The sequence below is a fragment of the Microcoleus sp. Pol14D4 genome (assembly GCF_036701245.1).
Lineage (GTDB): Bacteria > Cyanobacteriota > Cyanobacteriia > Cyanobacteriales > Microcoleaceae > Microcoleus.
In genome coordinates, this window is sequence record NZ_JAUBQM010000001.1 from 242023 (window position 1) to 268269 (window position 26247).

Annotated in this window: 17 protein-coding genes; 7 read left to right on the top strand and 10 right to left on the bottom strand. The window is 46.7% G+C overall.

What is annotated here, in order from left to right; all coding sequences use genetic code 11:
• Nucleotides 1-240: 240 nt before the first annotated feature.
• Together QUA33_RS01065 and QUA33_RS01070 are read right to left on the bottom strand one after the other, a co-directional pair.
• On the bottom strand, nt 241-2049 hold the full coding sequence (locus QUA33_RS01065; RefSeq protein ID WP_333145753.1) for an aspartate kinase: 1809 nt from the start codon (nt 2047-2049) through the stop codon (nt 241-243).
• Between the two features lie 293 nt (nt 2050-2342).
• On the bottom strand, nt 2343-3107 hold the full coding sequence (locus QUA33_RS01070; RefSeq protein WP_333145755.1) for a Uma2 family endonuclease: 765 nt from the start codon (nt 3105-3107) through the stop codon (nt 2343-2345).
• 111 nt (nt 3108-3218) lie between these two features.
• On the opposite strand from QUA33_RS01070, the gene QUA33_RS01075 reads away from it, so the two are divergent.
• The gene (locus tag QUA33_RS01075; RefSeq protein WP_333145758.1) at nt 3219-3878 is read left to right on the top strand and encodes an HAD family hydrolase; all 660 of its coding nucleotides are present in this window, start codon (nt 3219-3221) and stop codon (nt 3876-3878) included.
• A gap of 404 nt (nt 3879-4282) precedes the next feature.
• Entirely contained in the window at nt 4283-7624 is a 3342-nt protein-coding gene (locus QUA33_RS01080; RefSeq protein WP_333145760.1) for a PAS domain S-box protein, read from the top strand.
• A gap of 581 nt (nt 7625-8205) precedes the next feature.
• On the opposite strand, the gene QUA33_RS01085 is transcribed toward QUA33_RS01080, so the two are convergent.
• Entirely contained in the window at nt 8206-10452 is a 2247-nt protein-coding gene (locus tag QUA33_RS01085; protein ID WP_333145762.1) for an iron uptake porin, read from the bottom strand.
• A 171-nt stretch (nt 10453-10623) separates the two neighbouring features.
• Here QUA33_RS01085 and QUA33_RS01090 point away from each other — a divergent pair, with 171 nt between their 5' ends.
• Together QUA33_RS01090 and QUA33_RS01095 are read left to right on the top strand one after the other, a co-directional pair.
• Nucleotides 10624-11355 (top strand): sucrose-phosphate phosphatase, encoded by a 732-nt coding sequence (locus QUA33_RS01090; RefSeq protein ID WP_333145764.1) that lies wholly within the window; start codon nt 10624-10626, stop codon nt 11353-11355.
• Nucleotides 11356-11785: 430 nt separating this feature from the next.
• On the top strand, nt 11786-12139 hold the full coding sequence (locus QUA33_RS01095; protein ID WP_333066483.1) for a DUF6464 family protein: 354 nt from the start codon (nt 11786-11788) through the stop codon (nt 12137-12139).
• Between the two features lie 239 nt (nt 12140-12378).
• Here QUA33_RS01095 and QUA33_RS01100 read toward each other — a convergent pair whose 3' ends face one another.
• Entirely contained in the window at nt 12379-12729 is a 351-nt protein-coding gene (locus QUA33_RS01100; RefSeq protein ID WP_333100080.1) for a late competence development ComFB family protein, read from the bottom strand.
• A gap of 74 nt (nt 12730-12803) precedes the next feature.
• The gene (locus tag QUA33_RS01105; protein WP_333100081.1) at nt 12804-13112 is read right to left on the bottom strand and encodes a DUF1830 domain-containing protein; all 309 of its coding nucleotides are present in this window, start codon (nt 13110-13112) and stop codon (nt 12804-12806) included.
• Nucleotides 13113-13344: 232 nt separating this feature from the next.
• Between QUA33_RS01105 and QUA33_RS01110 the strand changes: the two genes are divergently transcribed.
• Nucleotides 13345-13506, top strand: a complete 162-nt coding sequence (locus tag QUA33_RS01110; protein ID WP_333100082.1) for a hypothetical protein — start codon at nt 13345-13347, stop codon at nt 13504-13506.
• Nucleotides 13507-13663: 157 nt separating this feature from the next.
• Here QUA33_RS01110 and QUA33_RS01115 read toward each other — a convergent pair whose 3' ends face one another.
• The 5 genes from QUA33_RS01115 to QUA33_RS01135 form a co-directional block, all read right to left on the bottom strand.
• Nucleotides 13664-13906, bottom strand: a complete 243-nt coding sequence (locus QUA33_RS01115) for a hypothetical protein (RefSeq protein ID WP_333100083.1) — start codon at nt 13904-13906, stop codon at nt 13664-13666.
• Nucleotides 13907-14173: 267 nt separating this feature from the next.
• Entirely contained in the window at nt 14174-14560 is a 387-nt protein-coding gene (locus QUA33_RS01120; RefSeq protein ID WP_333078038.1) for a response regulator, read from the bottom strand.
• A 403-nt stretch (nt 14561-14963) separates the two neighbouring features.
• Nucleotides 14964-18434 carry a PAS domain S-box protein gene (locus QUA33_RS01125; protein WP_333145767.1) on the bottom strand — a complete coding sequence of 1157 codons (3471 nt, stop codon included), beginning with the start codon at nt 18432-18434 and terminating at the stop codon, nt 14964-14966.
• Between the two features lie 270 nt (nt 18435-18704).
• On the bottom strand, nt 18705-20627 hold the full coding sequence (locus QUA33_RS01130; RefSeq protein ID WP_333145769.1) for a response regulator: 1923 nt from the start codon (nt 20625-20627) through the stop codon (nt 18705-18707).
• A 202-nt stretch (nt 20628-20829) separates the two neighbouring features.
• Nucleotides 20830-22116: a chemotaxis protein gene (locus QUA33_RS01135; RefSeq protein WP_333145771.1), complete on the bottom strand. Its 1287-nt coding sequence runs from the start codon at nt 22114-22116 to the stop codon at nt 20830-20832.
• A gap of 631 nt (nt 22117-22747) precedes the next feature.
• Here QUA33_RS01135 and QUA33_RS01140 point away from each other — a divergent pair.
• Both QUA33_RS01140 and QUA33_RS01145 read left to right on the top strand, forming a co-directional pair.
• Nucleotides 22748-25294 (top strand): ATP-binding protein, encoded by a 2547-nt coding sequence (locus QUA33_RS01140; protein ID WP_333145774.1) that lies wholly within the window; start codon nt 22748-22750, stop codon nt 25292-25294.
• Nucleotides 25295-25433: 139 nt separating this feature from the next.
• Nucleotides 25434-26111 carry an N-acetylmannosamine-6-phosphate 2-epimerase gene (locus QUA33_RS01145; RefSeq protein ID WP_333145776.1) on the top strand — a complete coding sequence of 226 codons (678 nt, stop codon included), beginning with the start codon at nt 25434-25436 and terminating at the stop codon, nt 26109-26111.
• Nucleotides 26112-26247 lie beyond the last annotated feature (136 nt).

The following is a 26247-nucleotide window of genomic DNA, read 5'->3' on the forward strand; positions in this document are numbered from 1 at the left end:
CAATTTCATTTTAACACAGCCTCATGCTGTGAATTTTGCACTCAAAACTCCCATTGTTGACGGTCGATCGATATTTGTATGAACACGGCAGTCCGGTGTCCAAATCCGAATATATTTGTAGGGATACAGCACTGCTGTGTCCGCGATATTTGCCAGGACACGGCACTGCCGTGTCCCTACCGAAAACCGCCATACAAGCACCGATCGGACGCAATCTTAATTCCCGATTACAAACCTTTATTAGGCTGGAACTTGGATTCTTTCAGTGCCGGCAAGTTCAAAGGCTGCGTGAATTGCCTTCAAAGCAGTTACACCTTGTCCTTCATCCACAACGCAGCTAATTTTAATCTCGGAAGTGGCAATCATTTGAATGTTGATTTGCTGGCGGGAAAGCGCTTCAAACATCTTTGCCGCTACTCCCGGATGCGCTACCATCCCGGAACCGACAACGCTAACTTTAGCTATTTGTGTATCGACTGCTACTTCGCCCCATCCAAATTCGGGGGCGGCTTTTTCGAGGGTGTTTTTAGCAGCTTCGGCGTCAATTTGTGCTACGGTAAATGCAATGTCGCGAGTTAATATGCCGTCGATATTGTGGCAGCGCTGCGATTGAATGATCGTGTCTACGCTGATATTTTCCTCGGCTAAAAGTCCGAACAGTTTTGCTGCTACTCCGGGTCGATCGGGCAATTGGCGAATTGCTAGACGCGCTTGATTGAGATCCAACGCAACGGCGCGGACTGCAGGCGGTTTGTGGGAGGATGAACGCAGCCCAATAGGGGAGTTGGCGACATCAAATGTTTTGCAGAGTTCGGCAACGGCCCGATCGCAATCTTCGGCATCGATCGCACAACTAACTTTCACCTCGGATGTAGAAATCATTTGAATGTTAATTCCCGCATCCGCTAAAGTCTTAAACATCTGCGCGGCTACCCTCGGACGACCGATCATTCCCGCACCCGCAATGCTAACTTTAGCTATGGGCCGTTCTTCTGCTTTCACTTCCGGTTCTCCCAATTCGGGGCGAGAATTCTTGCCGAGGGCGGGGATAATTGCATCTGCAACGGCGGCGGCTTGTTGCAGAGATTTTCGCGTCACTGTGAAGGCAATATCGTTAGTATTTCCTTCATGAATTGACTGGATAATTAAGTCTACATCGAGGTTTTGCTGCGCGATCGCACCAAACAACCGCGCTGCTACTCCGGGGCGATCGGGCAAACGCAGCAGCGACACCCCCGCCTGATCTAAGTCAAATTCCACCGCATCCACCGCTTTTGCGAGCTCCAAGCCCTCCAAAGGCCGCGGCTGCGGGGGTGGGGACACTACCCGCGTACCGGGGGCGTCACTCCAGCTAGAAAGCACTACCAGCGGCACGCCGTAATTCTTGGCAATTTCTACAGCGCGCGGGTGGAGGACTTTTGCGCCCAAACTCGCCAATTCCAGCATTTCGTCGCAAGTGATTTCGTCCATCAATTGCGCGTCGGCAACCAAGCGCGGATCTGTAGTCAGAATTCCGGGAACGTCGGTATAAATTTCGCATCTGTCGGCCCGCAGCGCTGCGGCCAAGGCTACTGCGGTTGTGTCGGAACCGCCACGGCCCAAGGTGGTAATTTCCAATTCTCCGGCATCGGCGATGCCTTGGAAACCCGCCACCACAACGACTTTACCGCTTTTTAACTGGCTTTCAAGCCGATTTGGGTCAATTCGCAAAATCCGGGCGCGGGTGTGGGCGGCTTCGGTGACAATGCCGACTTGGGCGCCGGTGAGGGAAATTGCGGGCTGTCCCATTTCCTGCAATGCCATGCTCAAAAGTGCGATCGAGACTTGTTCCCCAGTGGAAAGCAACATATCCATTTCCCGCTTGTTGGGATTTGCGGAAATTTCCTTGGCGAGTTTAACTAAACCGTCGGTGGTTTTGCCCATCGCTGAAAGTACGACAACCAGAGAGTTGCCAAGCTGTGCTGTTTTTACAACTCGTCTGGCTACCTCCAAAATGCGATCGACTGTGCCAACCGACGTTCCGCCATATTTCTGAACAATTAGTGCCATAGGACTTACACAAAAAGTGATGCAATACTTAAGTTAATATACGCAAATTTTTGATAATAACCGATGAATGTTTATATCGTTTCTGAGGAGGCTGCTAGGCGATCGGGTTTTTAAAGCACATGATATTCCTAGGGACGCTGAATTGCCGTGTCCCTACCGGAACCTGCGACTGATGGGAATTTAGATTGTTGATTGAAGAATTGAAGAATTGCGAATGACTTATGAAGAACCCAACCTCGATAATCATCAGTCATCCCCAATCTAAAATCTAAAATCTAAAATCTAAAATCGAATTACCGTTCTTCTAACTCTCGCAAACGCGCTTCTAAAGCTTGAATTCGCAACTCAGCTTCTATGCGCCTTTGTCGTTCTTGTTCTGCCACTAATTCGGCTTGTTCTGCCCGCTCTTCGGCGGCCGGCAGCAAATTCCCGGAAGCATCCCACCAGCGCAGCCAAGGCAGTTCTACACCCTGATAAACCCCTTGCCAAATGCCTAATTCCACTCCTATTTGTGCGATCGGGTAATGTCCGCGCTGATTTTGTGGGACTAACTCGAAGCGATCTTCTACCAAATGATACACTTCAACTTGTGCCTTTTTGACTTCATAAATGCCGTAAAAAGCAGGTCGAATTATCCGTTCGTAAATCCAGAATTTGCCTTGGCGAGGAGTCCTATCTCTTTCTTCACTGCCATCGCCAGAAACAAATTCAAGTACAATTAGAGGCGGCATTAATTCCCGCCACATTACATAGGAACGGCGCAGATTTCCGTCAAGAGTTGGCGGCACGTCGGGCACGTAAAACCAATCAGGTGCTTCTGCTCCTCTTTCTGGCGCTTCCGGGGGCTTGGCCACTCGCCAGTAAATACCGGAATCTTGACCGATGCAGTATTGCCCGTCGGGATGAATTTGGTCTAAAATCGGTCTAATTGATGTTGTTAACAGGATGCTTTGAGGATGTTCTTGAAAGTTTTTTACAAAAGTACCGTCGGAGTCTGGTAATTGAGTGTGGTCTGGGAAATCTGTTGCTATAATTTCTGGTTTTTCGGTGACACTCATGTTGACCTCTTGAATCTTAAAAAATTATAGTTATAATTTGTGACTTAGAGATTAATAATGCTATTATGTCATTGGAAGCCTGCGGTTGCTATATATAAAATTTTCATAAATATGAGTAAGTACAAGTTAATTATTTTTGACTTCGACGGCACTTTGGCAATTACTCACAAAGCTATTGTATTTTGCTTTACCAAAACTTTTGAAACTTTCAATATTACCCCGCCTGCTGCTGATACTATTATAGGTACGATCGGCATCAATTTACCAAATACTTTTAAAATCCTGCATCCGGCGATCGCGGAAAGCGCAATTCCTGAATGGGTTGAAACTTACCGCTCTTATTATCGGACGGAAGGTGAAAAGCAGGTAGAGTTATTTACTGGGACAAAGCAAGTCTTGCAGTTGGCGCGCCAGTCGGGATTGAGCCTGGGAGTTTTCAGCAACAAACACGTTAGTTTTGTGAATGTGTTACTGCAAAAAACGAAAATTCACAGCTTTTTCGATTTAATTTTAGGTGACAACGGACAAATAATTATGAAACCCAATGCGGCGGTTTTTCACTCGATTATTAAACCGCTGTTCCCGGAGTTGGATAACAGTCAAATTTTAATGGTGGGCGATACAGCGATTGATTTGCTGTTTGCTAAAAATGCTGGGATAGATGTTTGTTGGGCGGCTTACGGATATGGCGATCGCCCTCAGTGTCTCGCCCTAGAACCGACTTTTGCGATCGACGATATTTCAGAACTTGCTGTGTTCGTTCAAAATTAATTTTTCCTCGGTTTGTTTGAGAGAAGAGTTTGAATCATTTAACTAAAAAGTATTTAATTAATTTTTTTACGAGAGCAGGATGATGTACTTTTTATTTAATTAAAAAAATAAATACCCGAACTTGTAATCCGCCCAAACCCTGCCAAGCAAACCATACCAAAGATAGAGTGATCCCTGGGAGAGCTATTATAAATTAACAAGTAGGATTCCTTTGAAGGTAGAAGGCACAAGGCAGAAGCAAAGAGGAAAAAAACGAGGGAAGCCAGATTTTTTGAGGTAGAATTTAACGCCCAAATTCTGCATAATAGCCTTCTAACTTCTGCCTGTGGAAAACAGGCAATTCTGTTAAACTATAGAATGTGCTGCCAGTCGGTATCTACAATAAACTCAATTTATAGAAACTCATGCAGATAGATATAAGCATTCCTTCTGAAACGCTATCGCCGACTCGTACTGGCGGCACACCGAATTTAATAGAAGAAGTATTTCGGCTGTACGATCGCGCCTTGGCAGCTACCAGCAACGGCATCGCGATCGCGGACGCTACCCGGCCGGACAAGCCTATAGTTTACTGCAACGCGGCTTTCGAGCGGATTACAGGCTACGATAGCACCGAAATAATCGGGAAGAACTGCCGCTTCCTGCAAGGCCCGGATACCGATGGCGCTGCCGTCGAGCAAATCCGCGTGGCTTTGAAGGAACAGCATGACTGCAAAGTAGTTCTGAAAAACTACCGCAAAGACGGCACCGCCTTCTGGAACGAACTCACCATCTCGCCGGTGCGCGACAGCAGCGGGATCGTCACCCACTTCATCGGCGTCCAATCTGATATCACGGATCGCAAACAAGCAGAAGAAGCCCTCAAACAAGCCGAGGCCAAATACCGCAGCATCTTTGAAAACGCCACCGAAGGCATATTTCAAACCGCCCCAGACGGGCGCTACCTCAGTGCCAACCAGGCACTCGCCCGAATGTACGGCTACGATTCCCCCTCAGAACTGATCGCAAAATGTTCGGCAAAAAACCTTTACGCCGATCGCACCCGCCGCGCTTCCTTCATGGCAGAAATCAGCAAAAATGGCTCCCTGAAAGAGTTTGAGTCCTGCGTCCGCCGCCAAGACGGCAGCACTACCTGGATCTCGGAAAACGTGCGCGAAGTCCGCGACGAAGATGGCGAACTCCTTTACTACGAAGGAACCGTCGCCGAAATCGCCGATCGCAAACAAGCCGAAGCAGCCCTGCGAAATCAAGAATACTGGCTGAAAACCGCGATTAATGCCGTGCCCGACGCGATCAACCTTACAGACAGCGAGGGGCGCTGGCTGATTGCCAACGACTGCGCCCTCCAACTTTTGGGCTGGGAAACCGCAGACTACCAGGGGAAAACTACTGCCGAACTCGCTGCCGCCGCCGATCCGAGAGTCAGAGAAATCCTGCTAACTTGGCAGGAAACCGACGAAACCACCTGGCAAGCAGGCACTCTTACCTCCAGCCGCCAAATTGTCTCCTTGCCCACAGGCGGCAGCAATTTGTTTGAAGTGCGGAAAGTGCCGCTGTTCAACCCCGACGGTTCGCGCAAAGGTTTGGCAGTCGCGGGGCGGGACATCACCCAGGAAGTGGCAGCGGATGCAGCTTTGCGAGACAGCGAACAGCGGTTTCGGGCAATTTTTGAACGCGCTGCGATCGGCATGGTAGTCGCTACCCTCGAAGGTGTTGCGATCGCCACTAATCCGGCATTTCAAGCTATGCTGGGGATCTCGGAAGCTCAACTGCGCGGTGTCGGCCTCGACGACTGCACGCACCCGGAAGACGCACAAGTTTCGCGCCAGTTGCGCCAAGAGTTGGCAGCGGGCTCCCGCGAAGCTTATCAAATCGAGAAGCGCTACCTCCGCCAAGACGGCAGCATCAGGTGGGGACGCCTCAGCGCATCTGTCATCGACAGCAGTCAGGGAACGCCACAGTTTATTTTGCAAATGGTAGAGGATATTACCGATCGCAAACAAGCCGAGTCAGCTTTGTTTCAAAATGAGGCTAAGTGGCGATCGCTAATTCTCAACAGTTCCGACATCATTACTATTCTCGACGCCAGCGGTCGCATTGTTTACGAAAGCCCTTCTGTAGAAAGAGTTTTAGGCTACGAACCAGATGAACTCGCAGGTCAAATTGCTCTCGATTCGATCCACCCTGACGACCTGCCCTCGGTGATTTCCGACGGCGAAAAACTGATGGCAAATCCAGGCGATCCGATCGCCGTAGAAGGCCGGTTCCGGCGCGCTGACGGTTCTTGGTGTTTTCTTGAAGGTGTGGGCATCAACTTGCTAGCAGACCCCGCTGTGAAAGGAATTGTGATCAACTCCCGCGACATGACGGCGCGCAGGCAAGCAGAGTACCGCCTCAGCAAAATCAACGAGTGCTTTTTGGGATTCACCACCGACGCCGCTGACAACATCCAGCGGCTGACATCCTTAGCCGGTGAGCTTTTGGGCGGAAAATGCGCCATCTACAGCCACGTCGGTGGCGAACTCCTGCGGGCGATCGCGACTTGGCAAGCGCCGCCGGACTACCCCCTGGTCGATCGCGCCGAGGGCCACATCTGCACCGACGTATGCAGCAAAGGAAGCGATCGGGCTGTTGCGATTCCTGACTTGCAGAGCACGATCTACGCCCAAACCGATCCCGCTGTCATCCGCTACCAACTGCGAAGCTATCTGGGACAAGCAGTGCGGCTGGGCGACAATTACGTGGGTGCGCTGTGCATTCTCTACACTGAGTCGATCGCGCCCACAGAAGCCGACTGCAAGCTGATTGGAATTATTGCCGGGGCGATCGGAGTCGAGGAAGAACGGGCCGCCGCCGCCGATCGCGATCGGCAAAAATCTCAAGAACTGCAAACAGCTTTGAGTGACTTGCAGCAAACTCAAATGCAGTTAGTACAAACCGAAAAAATGTCTTCCCTCGGACAGGTGCTAGCAGGAATTGCCCACGAAATTAACAACCCAGTTGGCTTTGTCGCCGGCAACCTCTGCCACGTCCGAGGCTACGTTCTAGACTTATTAGAAATCGTACAGGTGTATCGAGAAGAGTACCCAAATCCCCCAGCAAAACTTCAGCAACAAGCCGATGATATAGACTTAGAATTTCTAGCAGAAGACTTGCCCAAGTTGCTCAATTCAATGCAGACCGGATGCGAACGAATTGTAGAAATCATTCAAACTCTCCGAAATTTCTCGCGGGCGGACGAAGCTAAAATCAAGACTGCCGACATTCACGAAGGTTTAGAAAGTACCTTGTTAATGTTAAACAGCAGACTGAAAGCCAAACCCAACTGGCAGGGCATTAAAGTGATTAAAGAATACGGAGAACTGCCGCAAATAAACTGTCATCCCGGACAGTTAAATCAGGTATTTATGAATGTATTGGCAAATGCGATCGACGCCTTGGAAGAAAGCAGCAGCCAAGCCAAAGACACCGGAACTTCTATCTTTCCTACTATTACCATTCAAACTAAAACGATTGATGACAAAAGCATTTTAATTCGTATCAAAGACAACGGTATGGGCATTCCCGAAGATCAGATCGTGCGTTTGTTTGACCCGTTTTTTACCACAAAACCCGTAGGTAAAGGCACTGGTTTGGGTTTATCAATTTCGCACCAAATTGTCGTTGAAAAACACAACGGTAAATTGCAGTGCTTCTCGGAACCCGGTAAAGGTACTGAATTTATCATCGAAATTCCAATTCGTTGACATCAGGACGACGCTAATCAGGATATCATATCAATTCCGGTTGCACTCCTCATGATAGTTGACTGTTGACTGTTGACTGTTGGCCGTTGAAGGAGGGGTCGAAAAACTGAATGATGGTTGAGTGTTGACTGTTGACTCGATTTTACGCCCGACTCCGGAAGCGCGGATTTGCTATCAGTGGTTTGACACCCTAGTCTAATATAAATTCTGGTTGCATCGGAATAGTCAAATCCAGTCAACAGTCAACAATCACGGATGGATGGTGTCACCGGAATCGATCTAATTTATCTGCGTTAATCTGTGTTTATCTGCCTGTATCTGCGGTTAAAAAAAGAGAATGTATTAACCGCAGATGACAAGGGATTGACGCTGATTCACGCAGAGGTCGAGAAGAGAGATAGGAATAATTCCGATACTAACAGATTTGATATAACGCGGTAAGGCGGTTCAGGCATACCTTACATATAGCAGTTTTCAACTGAGTCAAGTAATCTTCAGTCAGCACCCCATTACCCATTATTAATGTTTACCTGACTCAACTGAAAAATACTATAATTAGGTTCAAGGCAGCCCTAATTTACTTAAAAACTAAACTGCGTCCGCAAATTGCCCACAAAAATTGTCGGGTTGTTATCGAAATTATTGGCATTGCCGATCGCATAAAATGCTGGCACGATCGAAATATGGTCGGTGAGAGGCAAATAATAAGTTGCCTCTATTTCGTACTGCGTACCGCCATTTCCTCCGCCAGAAACTAGAAACCTCCGACCGCCAGTAAAGTCAAAAGGTACTAAATATGACACCGTAAGCAAAGCTCCTTCTTTGAACAAATCGGGAAATGCAACTCCTAACTGATAAGATTGATTTTTGATCGTGCCGTCGGGTCGGTCAGTCTTGGGAAATATATTAGTTTCGGCGTAACCGTAGCGGCCGAAAAGACCAAAGCGGCGAGCGACTAACCAATCGAAATTGAAACTATAAGTATTTGCTGTCGAATTGCCCAGGCGGCCGCCGAAACCGTCATCTGCCACACCGTTTAACGGCTTGCTGTTAGGAGATCCAATTAAGCCACCGATTTGCTGGATGTTGGAACGGCTGTACAGAAAACGCAAATTAGTCCGATCGCTCGGACTGAATGTTAATTCTGCTGTAGTCGTATTTGTCCCACCAAACAAGCCTTGAGACGGATTGGAAGCGGAATTAAACACGGAAGTGGGCAAAAATTCCGTACTCTCGCCCAAATAGCCAAAACGCAGTTTCAATGCGCGGCCGATATCCCACAAAACCAAAGCACCGGCACCCCGTCTGGTAGCGCTTAACAAAGGGCTGTTGTTAGAATTAAAGCTGCTCGCACCGTCTACGAAAAAGTTAAACTTATTGTTGTCAAAGTAGCGGTAGAAATTAATCCTCGGCCCGACTACTACTTGGAAGCGGTTGCTAAGCGGGAACCGGTAGGAAAGTTCTCGCAGGGTAACTTCATTGGGATTCACCCCAGCAGTCTGGTCGAGAAAAGGAGTGCCAAAGGTATTGAACAGGCCCGTAGAAGTATATTGATTGGCTGGGGAATTGCCGTTACCTACAGCTAGCTGTGTAATCAATTCGTCTTTCCCTGTAAAGGAAGTAGTGAGGGTCAACCAAACTAATTGGCTGAAAGTGATTTCTGGATCATCGTCCACTCTCTGCACAATTGGTCTGTTGGTGACTGGATCGCGTCCGGCTACTCGATCGAGCGGAGCAGCATTTCCATTTGTTGCTTCAACTCGGACTCGCTTGCTCGCAAAAGCTCCAGTCAGGTTAAACCAAGCAAATGCGTTTAATTTAGTGGTAGTTGAAAATTGATTGGCTTCCAATTCGGCAGTGCGGGCTTCTAAAGCATCTACCCGACCGCGCAATGTAGCTAATTCTGCTGCAAATTCTTCTTGCAATCTTTGCAAAGCAAGTAAATCTTCTCGCTTGACTAAATTACCAGTAGAACCGCCAAGTTGTTTGGTAATTTGGTCTAAGCAAGCGTTTAATCCGGCGGCGAATTCATACCGAGTCATTGCTCGATTGCCTCGGAATGTGCCGTCTGGATATCCCGCAATGCAGCCGTATCTTTCTACTAAGGATTGCAAGGCTTGAAAAGCCCAATCTGTCGGCCGCACGTCGGACAGTTGGGAAACAGAGGTGACTTGTGCTGCGTCTTCTTGTATGCTGAGGTCATCAGCGCTGCCCGTCTCGCTGCTGATGTCGGCAACTTTGCTGGCTTCAGCAACTTGTTGAGACTGAGGAGAGTTTGCAATTTCTAACTTCTTTGGGGACAATTCGCGAATTGCCTCTGTTATTTCTGGGGCTGTTGTTGTACGATCGACTGTTGCTATATCTGTTTGGGGTAAAGCGCGATTAACCCATTCTGCATCTGTGTCAGGTAAAGCCGGATCGCCTGCTGCATCTGTTTCGGGTAAAGCCGGATCGCCTGCTGCATCTGTTTGAGGTAAAGCCGGATCGCCTGCTGCATCTGTTTGAGGTAAAGCACGATCGACTGTTGCTATATTTGTTTCGGGTAAAGCGCGATTCACCCATGCTGCATCTGTATCGGGTAAAGGGCGATCGACTGCTGAGTTAGTCTCTGCTGCGGCGATCGCCGCTAACGGCAGTATCTCAATCTTACCTGCTGCCAGCGCTGCGTCTGGGTTAGCCTCCGGGACGGCACTCGCTTCTAGCGCAACTTCTGGAGTTGAGGTATCCTGAATTTGAGCTGTTGCGGAGATCGGCCCCAAAGGCACTGCCGCACCAGAAATCAAGAAAGACAGCCAAAAAGCTTTAACGGAGGTTGCATTATTCACCATAAAACTCACACCACTTATTGAAAATTAAATCTGGCCAATGTTAACCGATAAGCTTGCTTATAAATGTAGTTGGTTTAACAAATTCTTATAAATAGTTAAAATTATTTTAGGAAGCGAGCAATTCCCAATCACTAATGACTGAAGACTACTGACTCCTGACTAATTCCCCAAATGAAGTTTTTATTAGTTACAGATTTAGACAACACGCTAGTCGGAGATGACGCAGCAACTCAAGTTTTCAACCAGCGCTTGCAACCTGTGCGATCGCAAATTTGTTTGGTTTACGCTACCGGGCGTTCTTATGCTTCAACTTGCGAATTAATTGCCCAAAAGCAACTGCTAGAACCAGACTATTTGATCGCAGGTGTAGGCAGCGAAATTTACCAAGACGGAACCCTCGACTTAGATTGGGCGGAATATCTTTCTCAAGACTGGGATAAAATGGCGATCGCCTCTTTAGCTCAGCAGTTTTCCCAGCTTAAACCCCAATCCCTAAAAGAACAAAATCCTTGGAAAATCAGTTATTGTTTGGAACCAGCAGCAGAAAATAGTTCGATTGTCCAGACTTTGCAGCAAAAGTTAACTGAATCGGGACTGCCAGCTCAAATCATTTTTAGCAGCAATCGTGATGTGGATATTTTACCGCAAACTAGCAATAAAGGTAATGCCCTTACTTATTTACAAAAGCGCCTACAAATTCCATCTGAGGCAACATTAGTTTGCGGTGATTCTGGCAATGATATCAATATGTTTGAACAGGATGTCCGGGGAGTAATCGTCGCTAATGCTCTGTCAGAACTCTTAGAATGGCATCGCGAATTTGGCACTACAAATCATTATTTAGCTGGTTCTGCCTGCGCTTGGGGAATCATGGAAGGAATGGCATATTTTTGGGAATTTTGATTGCCAAAAATTCGGTTTGGTTTGTACTTAAGACTTCAGTCCTCATACAAATCACAGGACTGAAGTCCTCAGTACAAACGCACCCGAAGCACCCCAAGTCCTGCAAACCGTTAAAATCAGTTCAGGAATCTCAACCGCGTATCGATCGAACCTGCGAGTTGCGATACCATCAGCGGGTACTGCTTTATAAAACCTAATCGAACTTAACTTTAGTTAGCTCAAGCGAGTTGAAGTTTATTTCCCAGCCGTGTTGGATACTAGGCTATCCCAGGATAAGTCGGCTATCAGCCGATCGCCAAAGGTTCTATAGTTAAGTTTAGCGCCTCAACCTAAATTAATCTCTCTAGAAAAACTGATCTTTCTAGATCGAGAAGATGTAGGTTGAGCCCACTATTTGCCCCTTTAGTTCAGTTCGCGAACGCACCGCCACATGGAACAAAATACTTTACCCGTAGAGGTGATTCTCTCTCACCCCCGCCAATATTTAGGTAGCATTCGGCTGGATTGGACGCCACAACCGGGGAACTATCTAGATTTAGAGGGACAAACCTACGCTGTTTTGGAACGCCACCACCGCTATCAACTCAAATCCGGCCGCTACCGACTGCAAAAAATTGCCCTGTACGTGCAGTCGGCCACACCGCCGACGGAAAGAACTTTTGTAAGCGGCATCTGGGTTATCGGAGATGCTAGCTGCCGTTTTAATGCTCGATCGGAAATTCTGCGCTGTGCTGTCAATCCCAATGGCCCGTGCAACTGCTGTTGCGATTACCAAAAGTCTTGAAGCATCAAGTCAATCGATTTTAGATTTTAGATTTTAGATTTTAGATTTTAGCATTGACCCCACGGATAAATTCGGGGGCGCCTTTATCGGATACAGGTTTTTTATTTCTGGGTCCTGAGTCTGCTTTCGGAATGAATCCGGGGGCTTGTATCCTGGATGCTTTCGGTCAGTACACAATTCCACCTCGCCCAACCGAGAGAGCCGAGAATCTCGGCGTCTCCCTCATTTACCAGAAACTATCAAAACCAACTAGCAACTCTCGAATCAAATTTAACTTCTTCAGGCAGGCAGTAATCTATCTTCTGATAGCTGTGCAGCACCTCGCGAATTCCAGTATGAATCAAATTTTCTATGTGCAGCAACTGCTCTGAAGAACAGCGAACCTGAACTGTTTGGTTTGACACAGACTCGCTGGAGTCGAGCGCAGTATATCTATTAGGAACTCGGCTGAGCACATAAGCAATTAAATCTTGTCGCAATCCCGAAGGCGAAAAAGCTTGTTGGTAGGGGTGCTTCGGATAAGACTCCAAGATAATTTCTACTTCCTCTGTGACTACAGCTAAGGTAATATTGACAAGATTTTTCTGCATTTTCCCTGTCCCCAAACACTCGTTAACTAATATTTTTGCGGTCGTTCTCGATCTGCTCTGATTTCTCATGAATTTTAACCGGCTAATACCGCCAATTGTTCTTCGGTAATCGCCAGCTCAAACTCGGAACTTACCTCTTCTATAACCCGCAGCACGTAGCAGGGAATCTTGTCGGATAAAATAGCACATGGCACCCTACCAGTGTGAATTTCTAAGACTGCTTCTGCAGCAGCTTCAAACATCAGTCGCTGTCCCGGAAACATCACTCTTTCAAAGTACCAATTAGGAATGTTCCCAATCCGAACCACCTGAACTAGGTTGGTAACATTTGCGTAATAGCACAGAATCTGGTTGTTACCTTTATAAGATAGCCGATCAGACATTTAAAAATCTCCACACTCTTTCAAAAACTAACTGAGACTTGGCTTTGCCTATTAGTGGCAATTGCGAGTTTGGCTCTCGAGCAAACGACCGACTTATTTTTGGGGTATTATTCGAGAGCGCCAATCACATCTTCAGTTATTAATTTTTGTAGCATTGAGTTATCCTGCCAACACTTAGAGGTCTGGCGCAGAAACTCTGTTTTTCCCGGTTAAAAAACCCGGTTTGTTTGGTATGCAGGGCTTATATCCTGACTTATTTAGGTTGGTGGTGCTGTGGCACCAGTTAATCGAAAGTACCGTCACTTTCCCCAACTCTCCTGACAACAGGTTCGCTCTTTGGCAGCGGAATGGTGCTGAGAGTGCGATCGACCTTGTGATCCAGAGCTTGGGGTAAACTTTATCTAAAAAATATGAGGAAATTATGAAGACCATCATTTTTTTTGATAAATATACTTTGGCCGAAGCAGAGATTACAATAGTTAGGCAAAAACCTAGTTTTTTAACCAAAAACTTGATTCCATCTGTGACCCTGGGTTAAAAAACCCGCTTTCTCAGGGAAATCTGCGTAAATCTTGGATTAGCAGGCTGAAGCCTGGTTTTTTACCCAAAAACTTGGCTGCATCTGTGATTCCTGGTTTAAAAAATCGTTCTTGAGGCAAGTGCGTGTAACTTCTGGAGGAGTTATTCTGGCTGTAAATACGGTGATAGCCGATCGGCATTGCAGGTAACAAAAAACCCCGACTCCCTGAGATCATCTCTAGAACTTCTAGGGAATCAGAGTTTAAATTAACCAATCACCGATCCATCTCAAAGCTAAATCAAAAAAATGAGGAAATTATGAACATAGCCGGAAAAACTAGGACTTTCCTGGATGCAGAAACCCGGTTTCCTAACAATTTCGTGATGTTCGCAAGAATCAAGAGAACGAGATAGCGGATTTTCGATGGTCATTCAGCTTGAATGCCCTTGATTCTTCCGTCGGAGAAGGCCGACTTTGTTTGTCTAGTAGGGGTTTCAAATGCCGAGTTTGATATGCTATCTGCGATGTATTTTACCCCACTTTAAAACAACGGTTCCCAACCCAGAATTTCCGCCACTTGCTGTGCCAAACTCAAAGGATCGAAAGGTTTGGCAATCACCCCCCCTACCCCCAAATCAGCAAATTCGCTCAAATCCATCGCCTGCACCTTAGCAGTCAGGAAAATCACCGGAATCCCCCGAGTAGCAGTATTGTTTTGCAGCAAACCAAACAGAGTAAGTCCGTCCATATCCGGCATCATCACATCTAACAGAATAGCGTCAGGGAGGTGAGTTTCAGCTAAAAGCAATCCTTGGCTGCCGTCGGGGGCGCTTAGTACCGTCCAGCCGCCTAAATGTTCCAGACAGGCCTGAATCACGCTGCAGAGGTTTTTTTCATCATCGATGACCAAAATGCGCTTTGGTGACATAATTAAAACTCAAATTTTAAATGAATTATGGTAAACCGAACAAGGACTTTCGCAACCTGGCTCATCAACCGGGTTTCTTGACCGATATAGCAGAAGGAAGAAGCAATAAAATTAAGAGTTTCAGCACTTAAGAACGTCCTAATCGAGCGAGGTTGCTATATTTTGTCACTCACCTACTGAAACCCTGAACAGAAAAATCGGCCTATCAGCCGGGAGCATCTCATATTTGTAAAAACACTTCTGACTCTTTCCTTCTGACTCTTTCCTCCTGGCGCCTGGCTCCTAACTCCAATTTTGGGCTTGGCTGCTTTCATTGAGATGCTCCCTATCAGCCTCCCAAAATCATCCTACCCGCGTGCGTTGCCAGGAACTTGAGGTTTCGCGAACTCCGGTAGAACCAATCTCAAACCTCCAAACTTTGTCCCCCTTCGCCTTCCAACGGTGCAGGCACTGTGAAATAGAAACTGCAGCCTTGTGAGACAACACTTTCGACCCAAATTCTGCCGCCGTGCTGCTGTACTATGCTGCGACAGATAGCCAAACCCAAACCCGTACCTCCTTTTTGGCGGGAGTCAGAAGCATCAACTTGTTGAAACCGTCCAAAGATAGTTTCTAGTTTATCTGCAGGAATCCCCCGCCCTCGATCTTTGACTTCAAATAAAACCCGTGAAGCGTAGCCATCCCGTAGGGAATCGCCCAAATCTTCAACCCTGACAGTGACTGTACTCCCTGGAGCGGAGAATTTAATCGCATTGCTCAACAAATTTACCAGCAGTTGAACGATTCTGTCCGGGTCAGCCCAAATTTTGGCTGTTTCGGGCAAAATCGACAAATCAATATTATTTTCCGCAGCCAAAGAAAGTACAGCTTCTGCAGACTTCCGCATCAAAACCTGGGCATCGCACCACTGCTTGACGAGGATAACTTGGCTCGAATCGAGCCGCTCTAAGTCGAGAATATCGTTTACCAAACGCACTAACCGTTCGGTATCGCTCGAAGCGATTTCTAACATCTGTTTAGCAGTTTCCGGTCGATTTTTCAGTACCCCAGCCGCCAGCAAACCTAAAGAACCGCGAATGGAGGCAAGCGGCGTTCGCAGTTCGTGGCTGACAATCGAAATAAACTCATTTTTCATTTTTTCAATTGCCCGACTTTCTGTGACATCTGTGACTGTGCCGACGTGACCAATTAGTTGAGATCGGTCGGAAAAAATCGGAGCTGTTTTCAGGCGACAAAATCGGATGGTTCCGTCTCGCTGGATGTGGCGGAATTCGCAGGAAAATTCCCCATCTAGCGATTGCGATTGGGACCACTTAGACAGAATTAGTTTGAGGTCTTCGCGGTGAACAAACCGCATCCAGCCGTTTCCTAAAGCTGCTGCCGGTGTGAAGCCACCAATTGCTTGACAGCGAGGATTTGTATAGGTACATTTCCCCTCAGTATCGATTTTGAAAATGCCCACGGGGGAACTCTCGCTCAGAGAGCGAAATAAAGCTTCGCTTTCCCGGAGTTCTGCTTGAGAGCTTTCTAGTTCTCTGGTTCGCTGCAAAACTCGCATTTCTAACCGTTCGTTGAGCTGTTGGAGGGCTGCTTCAGCAAGTTTACGATCGCTAATATCCCGGTGCACTGAGACCCAGTGGGTGAACTCACCATTTTCGTCCGCTATGGGCACAATGCTCATTTCTACCCAAAATTCCGTCCCGTCTTTGCGGTAATTGATCGAGTCAACCCGCACAGGCTGCCAGGTTTTCAAAGCTGTCCGAACTCGATGGAGACTGGCGCGGTCTGTTTTTTCTCCTTGCAAGATGCGCGGCGTTTTGCCCACAACTTCTTCTAGCGTATAGCCGGTCATCCGCGTAAAAGCTGGGTTGACATAAATAATTCGCGGGCCCGGTTCCTCAATCGGTTCAGCTTCGGTAATTAACACGGCGTCGTTAGTATTGGTGACTGCTGATTCCAACAGGCGCAACTGCAATTCTCTAGCTTTGCGATCGGTAATTTCTGTAACTGTCCCCACCATCCGCACTGCATCGCCGGCTTCGTTGTAAAAAAACTTACCTTTCCCCTCAATCCAGTGAATGCTGCCGTCGGGCCAAACCACGCGGTATTCGTGATAGTAATCTGATCGCTGGGCGATCGCCTGATTTATAGCATTCTGAATACTGTTTAAATCTTCTGGGTGAACGCAAGCTACAAACATTTGATAAGTTCCGGTAAAAGTCCCCGGGGCCAACCCAAATAACTCTTCGTGTTCCCTCGACCAAACAATGCGATTTTTCTGCAAGTCCCAGTCCCAAAATCCGATTTTGGTAGCGGACAAAGCTAAGTTAAGCTGCTGATTTGTTTTCCGCAACTCCATGCTAGTAATCGCCACTCGAAGTTCTCGGGCTATTTCGATTTCGCACCGCTGCCAAGGCAAAGATTTTAACCTCACAGTTTCTTGCCACAAGTCAAAGGAATTGCGAGGAGACAGCGGCTGGCTGCCATCCGGTTTAAGTTCTATTTCCCAGTCTGGTTTGCCGGCCCAGTTGACAGTTTGAATTGTTTCTGGACGGAACCACAAAATGTAATAATTTTGCATCTCGGACATGGCAAGGACCAGCAAACCGCTAGCAACTTCTTTAAACTTATGGGAGGGCGGATACAGTTTTGAGAGAGAATCTGTATAAAAAATATCATTATTTATTTGAGTTTTTATCCAAGCAATTAAGTTTTCGATTTCTAGCAATTCCGGGGTTTGGCCGATGGTTGTTAAATTTTCATTTGCACACACAACTCCACCAGTAGCGCCCACTAAGGTCAGCAATTCATCTCCGGATTTAAGTAAACCTTCTACAAACCAGTGTGATTGAGAAATTTTGGTAATAAACTTATGGCAATTTTCTTTTAAATAAATTGCATATTCCCAATTTTCGCTATCTTGTTTGTAGCTAAGTTCTAGATTCACAAACTTTGCTAGCAGTTCGCAAGCCTTTCTTGTTTCGTAGTTGACATACTTTCGTGTTGGGTGGTGACAGGCGATCAATCCCCAGAGTTTTCGATCTTTGATTAATGTCAAGGTCATGCTAGCGCCAACGTTCATATTTTTGAGATATTGAACATGGCAAGGGGAAACTGCTCTCAACAAAGAGAAGCCCAGATTCAGGGGGAGACCGGTCAGCGGATTGCAGTGAGGAATTAGTTCTATCGGCTGACAGTTAATATCGGGAATAAACCGAATTAAATTCATGTTGAACAGCTTTCTTGCCTGGGGAGGAATATCGGTAGCCGGATAGTGCAGTCCCAATAAAGGAGCCAAACTTTCTACTTTGTCTTCGGCGACAACTTCCCCCGCACCGGTGGTATCAAATTGATAGACGATCGCTCGATCGAAGCCGATCATCCTCCGTACTTCTTCCACTGCTGTCTGACACAGCACTTGCAGGTTGGGTGTTTTGTGGATTTTGTCGATCGGCTCTTGGACTAAATGATAGCAATTAAAACTATCGCTAGCTTTTGGGGAAACAAGCGACTCTAATTCAAGAATTAATGCTGAACTAGATTGATGCAGCGTTCCATGAAAAAAAGACTGGCGGTTTTGGCTTTTGAAGGATAATTTGATACCGTTAGAGTGATGACTGTTTTCAAATAAAGCTTTTTCTATAGCCTCTATTTCCTCAGCCTCGACAAATTCATGTAAAAATTTGCCCAAAAGTTCTTCGGGGTAAATGCCGAGTTCCTCAAAAGTATTGTTGCTAACTTGCAAAATTTTCCACACAGGAGATTCCAGAACCAAAAGCATACCGTGAGGTTGAATCGAACCCGGGGCGTAAATTAGTTCGCAGTCGCTGTTATTGAAAGTGCCTGTGTCTGAGGGCAATACCATTGCTTTCATCTGATTAATACTTCTCTAAATTAGCCTGTGTTCTCGCTCGGCGGCCCAGCATCAATCAATAGCACCGCGTCGGAATCACAGAATCTAACAACCCCAAGTCTTGGCTAAGGCTTCCTGATTTGTTTCGGACACGCACTGCCTATTTGCTCTTAGTTATCCCATTTAAAAAAAAGAATACAACTGTAGGTACGTGCTCGAAACCCATATCTCATCAGTCATTCCCAGTTCTTCAATTCTTTAATTCTTTAAATTTTTAAATCTAAAATGGGATTAGCGCTTTGCCTGAGCCAGTCTGTTTCTAAGTTGAGTCCGCTCCAAACGATTCAGGAGGCGAGCAATTAATTCCGGTTTGACGATCGGCTTGTTCACGTAGTCGTCAGCACCTGCGACAAACATTTGGCGCACGATTTCCGACTCGGAATGAGCTGTCAAAAATAGCACGGGGAGCTTGCTCCAGCGCAAATCGTTGCGAACTGCCAAACACAGCTCGATACCGCTGTAACCGGGCATCTCCACATCTAAAATTAGCAAATCCGGACAAGTTGTTTCGAGTACCTCCCAGAACTTTTCGGGATCGTCCAATGTTGTTACTTGAAATCCCCAAGGTTGTAGAATCACTTGCAGTCCAGCTAATAGATGCACGTCATCGTCTACCACCATAACTTTAGCTTCAGCAGGGCCAGTCTGGTCGAGCAGTTGGGCGACTGCTTTGAGTATATCTGCTGGGGGGATAGATTTGTGCAAAAAGCCGGAAGCTCCCAAACGAGCAACTTCTATTCGATCGCTCAATTGATTGTGTCCGCTAAAAATCATCACCGGAATTTCGGGCTTTTCACTGCGGAGTTCGGCTAAGAGAGAAAGTCCGTTTTCCTGAGATCGGGAAAATGTCAAATCCAGCAAAATCGCGTCGGGAGGCTGTTGAGAAATCGCATTTCTTGCCGCTTGAGGAGAGTTGGCAACTTCTATCTGGAAGCCGGAACCGGATGCTACTGTTTTGAGTCGATCGCTCCCAAAAGTATCATCATCAACAATCAGCATTCGGCGCGTTTGGGAAACTGCAGGAACCAAATCGCCTTCTGGTTCGAGCGACGGGTGATCGAATATCTGTTTGAGCTGATGCAGCAATCCCTCAATCTGCTGAGCCGTCCCCGGTTTCAAGATGTTTTCAGCCTTGAACAAATGTTCTATCTGGCGCGCAACTTCCGAACCTTTTGGCAGGCCTAACGTTCCCAAAGAACCGACTAATTTGTGAGCTTGGGTCTGGGCTGCCTCGCGCACTTCGCCTTCCAAGCTTCCGTTGTTCAGTTGAGCGATCGCGCGATCGAATATCGCCACCTTTTCGATAAAATTAGCTTTTAAATTTCCCCGCATTTGGGCAATCGCATTCAAGACTTTGAGACGGCGCTCGTCTTTGTTTAATTCCTGGCTCGACCCGCTGGATTCAGTAGATAAAGTCTCTTGAGTTTTAGCAGTTTCTGCCGTTTCCTGCCCAACTTGTTGGCTCTCAATCTCCTCCGGCAGACTTTTGAGCCGATAGCCCAATCCGTATACGGTTTCCACTAAATCTACTGTCATCCCGGCTGCTTTCAGCTTCTGCCGCAGCCCCTTGATGTGAGCGGTAACGGCTTCTTCTTGAGGAAATTCGCCGGCCGACCAAATGCGATCGAGGATGGCGCTGCGACTGAAAATGCGCCGAGGATTTCTCAGGAAAAGTTCTAGCAAATTGTACTCTTTGGGAGTCAAGTGCAGCACTTTTTCGGCATAAGTTACTTCCGTAGTGTCCGGGTTGACTTGCAGTTTTTCCCATCTTAAATTTGTACTCGACAAAGTTGCCTTACCCCGGCGCAGCAAAGCCCTAATTCGAGCGATTAATTCTTCAAGATTAAAGGGTTTGACCACATAATCGTCTGCACCCGCCTCTAAACCTTGGACTCGATCGTTGCTGCTATCTAGCGCTGTCAGCAGTAAAATCGGCATTTGGCAGCCGGACGATCGCAATTTTCGACACAAACTAATGCCGTCGAGTTTAGGAATCAGCACATCCAAAACAATCAGGTCGTAATCGTATGCCTGCACCAAATGCAACGCTGTTTCACCGTCTGCTGCCGCATTCACATTGTAATTGTGAGAGTTCAGCGCTTGAGTTAGCAAACTGACTGTAACTGTGTCATCTTCTACCAGCAGGATTTTCATAAATGTCACCTGTCCTTCCAACTATTCTTGGAACTTTTTATCGGTTTTTGGGGCTAATTAAATAGCCTTCCTACAAATGAATTTAACAATTCCCCACCTTCAGTATAACAAATAGTATTCTTGAAATAGAATAATTGTAAATTATTATTGTGATTTTACTTATTTTCCTCTGGTAATATTTCATTAGATTCGGGCTGGGATTTTATGGCTTTTTGGACTTCAGCGCCTGCTGAATTTTTTGAATCAGATATTGCGAGGAATCTTGATGTTTAACTACGTCTTCCAACTCGGAAACTGCTACTTCGGCGTGTTCTCTCTCTTGAACTAAAGAATCAGGGGTAACACTTTTTATCACTCCCAAAGGTTCTTGGATAGCGGTCAATGAATTGAAATTTTTTTCCGCTATTAATTCTTCCAACTCTAGCAGGGCCATTTCTGCGCGATCGATCTTGATCGTCACGGATTTAGCCACATTAGCACCCGCTCTTGCTGCCTCCGTGAGTTCGTGAACTCGAAGTTTAAATCGGCTGGCAATTTGCTCCATTTGAGTCCCCAATTCAAAAGTTTTACTTGCCAGTCTGCCAATTTCTAGACTCACTTTGCTCAGACCGCTGGGCTGACTTCCCATTTGATTGGTAACTACAGCCACCTGTACTGCTAAATACCTGACTTGTTCGATCGCCTCCCGGATGGTTCGAGAAGTGCGGTTAACCGTTTCTAAATCATTAGCTATTGCTTTGCCGACGCCTAAAATTTTATCTGTATTGTTGCAAATAGAATTAGCACCTTGAAAAGTAGCTTGAAACGCTTGGCGACCTTCCGAAGAAATCAGTTTCGCAATCCTCACAAATCGCTGATTCATTTGAGCAATCTCTTCAGCTTGTTTGACCAGTGCTACTTGCTGGGAACTGGGATGGGTATGAAACTTTTCTGCTTGACGTTGGTGGATTTTCAAAAGCTCATTACATTCGTGAAACTTAGCCTGCTCTTGTTGAAGTAGCGCCAAATACTTGTGTCTTTCTACTCGGTATTTTTGAATAAGTTTGTTAGCTTGCGCTAACAGTTTAGACTGGGCTATCACCAGAGTATGAACGTCCAAAAGGCGGTGTTTTTGGTCTTCCATTACCACAATAATCGGTTCATAAATCAAGTCTTTGTGCCTGTTGAAAGACGCTTGGACGGCATCATCAACTTTCCAGTTTTCCGAAAGCAGCAAAGGCGGAATTCTAATAAAATCTAACAAGGCTCGAATCGGGTGTGACCCGTAAAGTTCTACGCGCTCGGGAAAACTCATTTGCTCTCGAAATTTGACGCGAGAAATCATGCCCAATACCTGTGATTCATGAGTAATAATGACTCCCGGCAGGTCGGGTTCTTGCTCAAATCTTTCAGCCACTACCTGTCCTAGAGTTGCAGCGCTCACTTGGAAGTCGTGACACGGCAGATGTCCGATCGTGAAATCGGGGGTGAGTTGAGTTGGATTGCTCATTTACCCGGATAGTGTTAAGTACAAGTTAACAAATTATATATTAATATTATACTGGAATAAGATTGTTGAAAGTAGTCAACGACCCAGCACGGAAGTGACTGGGCTTGGGGCCTAAAACTTCATTTTCAGTTGAGCAGCCTGACACCTTTGATGTCTAGGTTTTTTGAGTAATGACACCAAGCGGATGCGTAGCTAGTTTCCTGTTCTGTCGTTAAGGGTTAAACATTTTTATTTGGGTTAAGGACGTGCCATTAGGCGAATCAGCTCAGAAAACAAAGGCGCGTGCTAACTTCACCCCAGCAATGGGAGTGGAATTGCTTAGTTTCCATCAACAACCCGGTTCACAAACACAACCAGAAGCGATCGATTATACAGCCGTATCCCTTCCCCCCGTTTCCTCCTACCGCTTTCGCGCTCGTAAAGCGCTGGAGCGCGGGTCACTCGCCCAGAAGAAAGATGAGAACTATAGGGAGAAATTAGCTCTCTGCCTCCGAGGCCTTCTATTAACTACTTTCTGACTACTTTCATCTCAAGTCTCTGGGATCGGCCGCGCCTGCTGTGTCCCAGGTTCTGTCCTCACAACAGGGGCATTCATATTTTGTTCTTTAAAAAAACCGGGAAAATATCTAGATTGAAACCAAAAACCTTAAATCGGACTTTGCCGCTAGCAACCTTTGAGGCTGCTTACCAGTTGTTACAGCAAATGGCTGAAATCCCAGGGGCGATTTGGCTGACTGACGATGCGATCGCTGATTTTCAAAATCGGGAAAATTCGTCTGAAAGGTTTGCAGCATTGGTATCAGAGCATTTTAGCGCGCTGCTGCGGGGCAATCTATTAGATGAGTTCGCAACAAACGGACACAAGCACAGCGAAAAAAATCTCCATTCGCAATTGAATGTGCAGTTGACTTTCGAGCCTAGGGCGATCGCCAATTTCCTCTCTCCCCTCGCAGACAAACTCGCAGAAATAACGGGCGCATCCTCGTGGAAAATTGACATTCGTGCCCTCAAACAAGCCATTAAAAATATACAGACCAATTCGGCCGTTCTGCAAAGCGAATTCACCCTAAATTTGCTGGATATTCTCGCTGCCAATGCCAGCCAAAATAATCACCTGCCCCTACACAGCCAAACAGAAATAGAGGGAAAATCCGCCCCCAAAGTTATAGATCCAGAAACGCTACAAAGCCAAATTGCCGAAGCCGTCAATCAATTACAAATTGCCAGCCCTTGCATTTCATTTTGTCAGCCTGTAGAAGATGCTTTGCAGCAGCAGCTTGAACAAGAGCGACTTTTGAATCAGGTGACAACTCAAATCCGCCAGAGTTTGGAATTGCCTGTAATTTTGTCAAAAGCAGTCGAGCGAGTGCGAGAGTTTTTGGAGGTCGATCGCCTGTTAATTTATCAATTTGAAAAAGTACCAGGGCCGCACAACGGCGAGTTAGCTAAAGAAATACCTGCAGCGGTTTCTGGGTCTGGCGAAATCCAAGAAAATTTCCGGTCTTACTTGTATGTAGGTCGCGTTACCTACGAAGCCTTAGCCAACGATGCTATCTCGTCTGTATTGAATTTTAGTGAAGACGCGCAGTGTTTTACCAATGGAGTCATTGACCGAGAGAAATATCGCAAAGGTTTGGCTTTGTGCGTTGCGGATGTGGAAACAACTTACTCTTCGCAGCCTTGTTTTTTAGAGTTGATGCGGCGGGCGAAGGTGCGGGCGAAGTTGCTAGTGCCGATCGTCGTTCAAGACGAGTTGTGGGGACTGCTAATTGCCCACCAGTGTACTTTTCGGGAGTGGGAAGAAAGCAAAAAAACATTTTTGCGACAAATAGCAGAACATTTGGCGATCGCCATTTACCAAGCCGAACTTTATGCAGAAGTCCAGCAGCAAAAGCGCACCTCAGAACAGCGCGTAATAGAGCGAACGCAAGAACTGCGCGATGCACTGGTCGCCGCCCAGTCTGCCAGCCTCGCCAAGAGCGAATTTTTAGCAGCTATGAGCCACGAATTGCGGACTCCTCTCACCTGCGTCATCGGCATTTCCGACACGCTGCTGCGGTGGTCTTACGGCAAAGTTGGCAGCAAAGAAGTGCCGGTGCAAAAGCAGCGGCAGTACCTGCAAACTATCCGAGACAGCGGCGACCACTTATTAGAATTAATTAACGATATTTTAGATTTATCACAAGTAGAAGCGGGAAAAGCAATATTAAAAATTAGTGAATTTTCACTTTCTAAATTAGCTTCTCAGAGCCTGCACGCCCTCAAAGAAAAAGCTGCCGCTAAAGGCGTGGAACTGCTGCAAGAACAGCGGATAAAACAAGAGTGCGATCGCTTCATTGCTGACCCGCGCCGCTTAAGACAAATTCTCTTCAATCTTTTAGGAAATGCGATTAAGTTTACTCCCAAAGGCGGGCGAGTCATCCTGCGAGTTTGGGTGACAGAAGATAAAAATCGAACGCCGGCATTGCGGCCGCCCGGTACTGCACCTGCTGGCAGTACCGCTGTTTTTCAAATCAAAGATACTGGCATTGGAATTCCAGAAAATCAGAGATCGCTTTTGTTTCAAAAATTCCAGCAGTTGGATTCCCCCTACCGCCGGGAATACGGCGGCACAGGTCTGGGATTGGCTTTAACTAAACAGTTAGTAGAGCTTCACGGCGGCGCGATCGAAGTCAACTCTAAAGTTGATGTCGGCTCTACTTTTACCGTTTTTATACCCCTCCAAACTCTAACCAAAGATGAATCGACAAAATTCACCTATGAAAAATCTAATTCATCTTTACCGCTGCATTATTCCTCGCGGGGCAGCCTCGTACTCGTGGAAGAAGATGAAGAAACTGCTATGCTGATTTGCGATATCCTGACAGCAGCAGGACTGCAAGTGGTGTGGATGATTGAAGGTTCGGCGGCGGTGGAACAAATTGAACTTTTGCAACCGAATGCGGTGATTGTAGATATGCGTTTGCCCGGTATGAATGGCTGCGAAATAATTCACCAACTGCGCCAAAAATTAGCTACTGAAAATATCAAGATTCTAGCTTTAAGCGCTAATGAAATTCCGCCAGATCAGATATCTTTCGTGACGGCGGGAGCTAACGATTGTTTGGCTAAACCGATTCACCCGGAGCAATTGCTGGACAAGATTATTTCTTTAATGGCTGGGATTGGTAATGGGTAATACAATTTTAGATTTTAGATTTTAGATTTTGGAATGACTCATTGGATATGGGTTGGGATATGGTCTACAGTTACATTCTTTTTTTTGAACTGGTATAATTTTTAATTCCCAATTACCAATTCCCCATCCCCAATTCGCCATGATTAATTGTCAAATTCCTACAGGATTAATTGTTTCTTGTCAAGCACCTGCTGATTCGCCGCTGCACGATCCGATCGTAATTGCGGCAATGGCTCGAACCGCCATCAATCGAGGTGCATCGGGCGTGCGGATTGACACTCCGGCTCACATTGCAGCGGTGCGAAAACAGATATCTGCTCCCATAATTGGGATTTGGAAACAGCAATTGCCGGGATGCGAGATTTACATTACTCCTCGGTTTGAAGACGCGCTGGCGATCGCCGATTCTGGAGCCGATATTATCGCCGTTGATGCTACTCTCAGAAACCGTCCTGCTGGCGGCGAAGACTTAAAGACATTAATCGGGCAAATTCACAGTGAATTGGGCAAATTAGTGATGGCGGATGTAGATACAATAGAAGCTGCGATCGCGGCAGCCGAAGTTGGTGCAGATACTGTAGCAACTACTCTTTTTGGTTATACTGCCCAGACGGAAAATTTTTCGCCGCCGGGATTTGATTTGCTTGCGGAAATGGTAGAAAAGCTTAAGGTTCCCGTTATCTGCGAAGGCGGGATATCGGGGCCGGAAATGGCTAAAAAAGCCTTGGATTTAGGAGCGGTGGCTGTTGTTGTGGGGACAGATATTACTGGGATCGATCTTAAGGTGACCGCCTATAAGTCGCTGATGGGGAAGTAAGTTCGGCAACGGATTGTTTAACGGATGTAACGGATGTAACGGATTGAAGGAAGTTCGGCAACGGATTGTTTAACGGATGTAACGGATTGAAGGAAGTTCGGCAACGGATTGTTTAACGGATGTAACGGATGTTCGG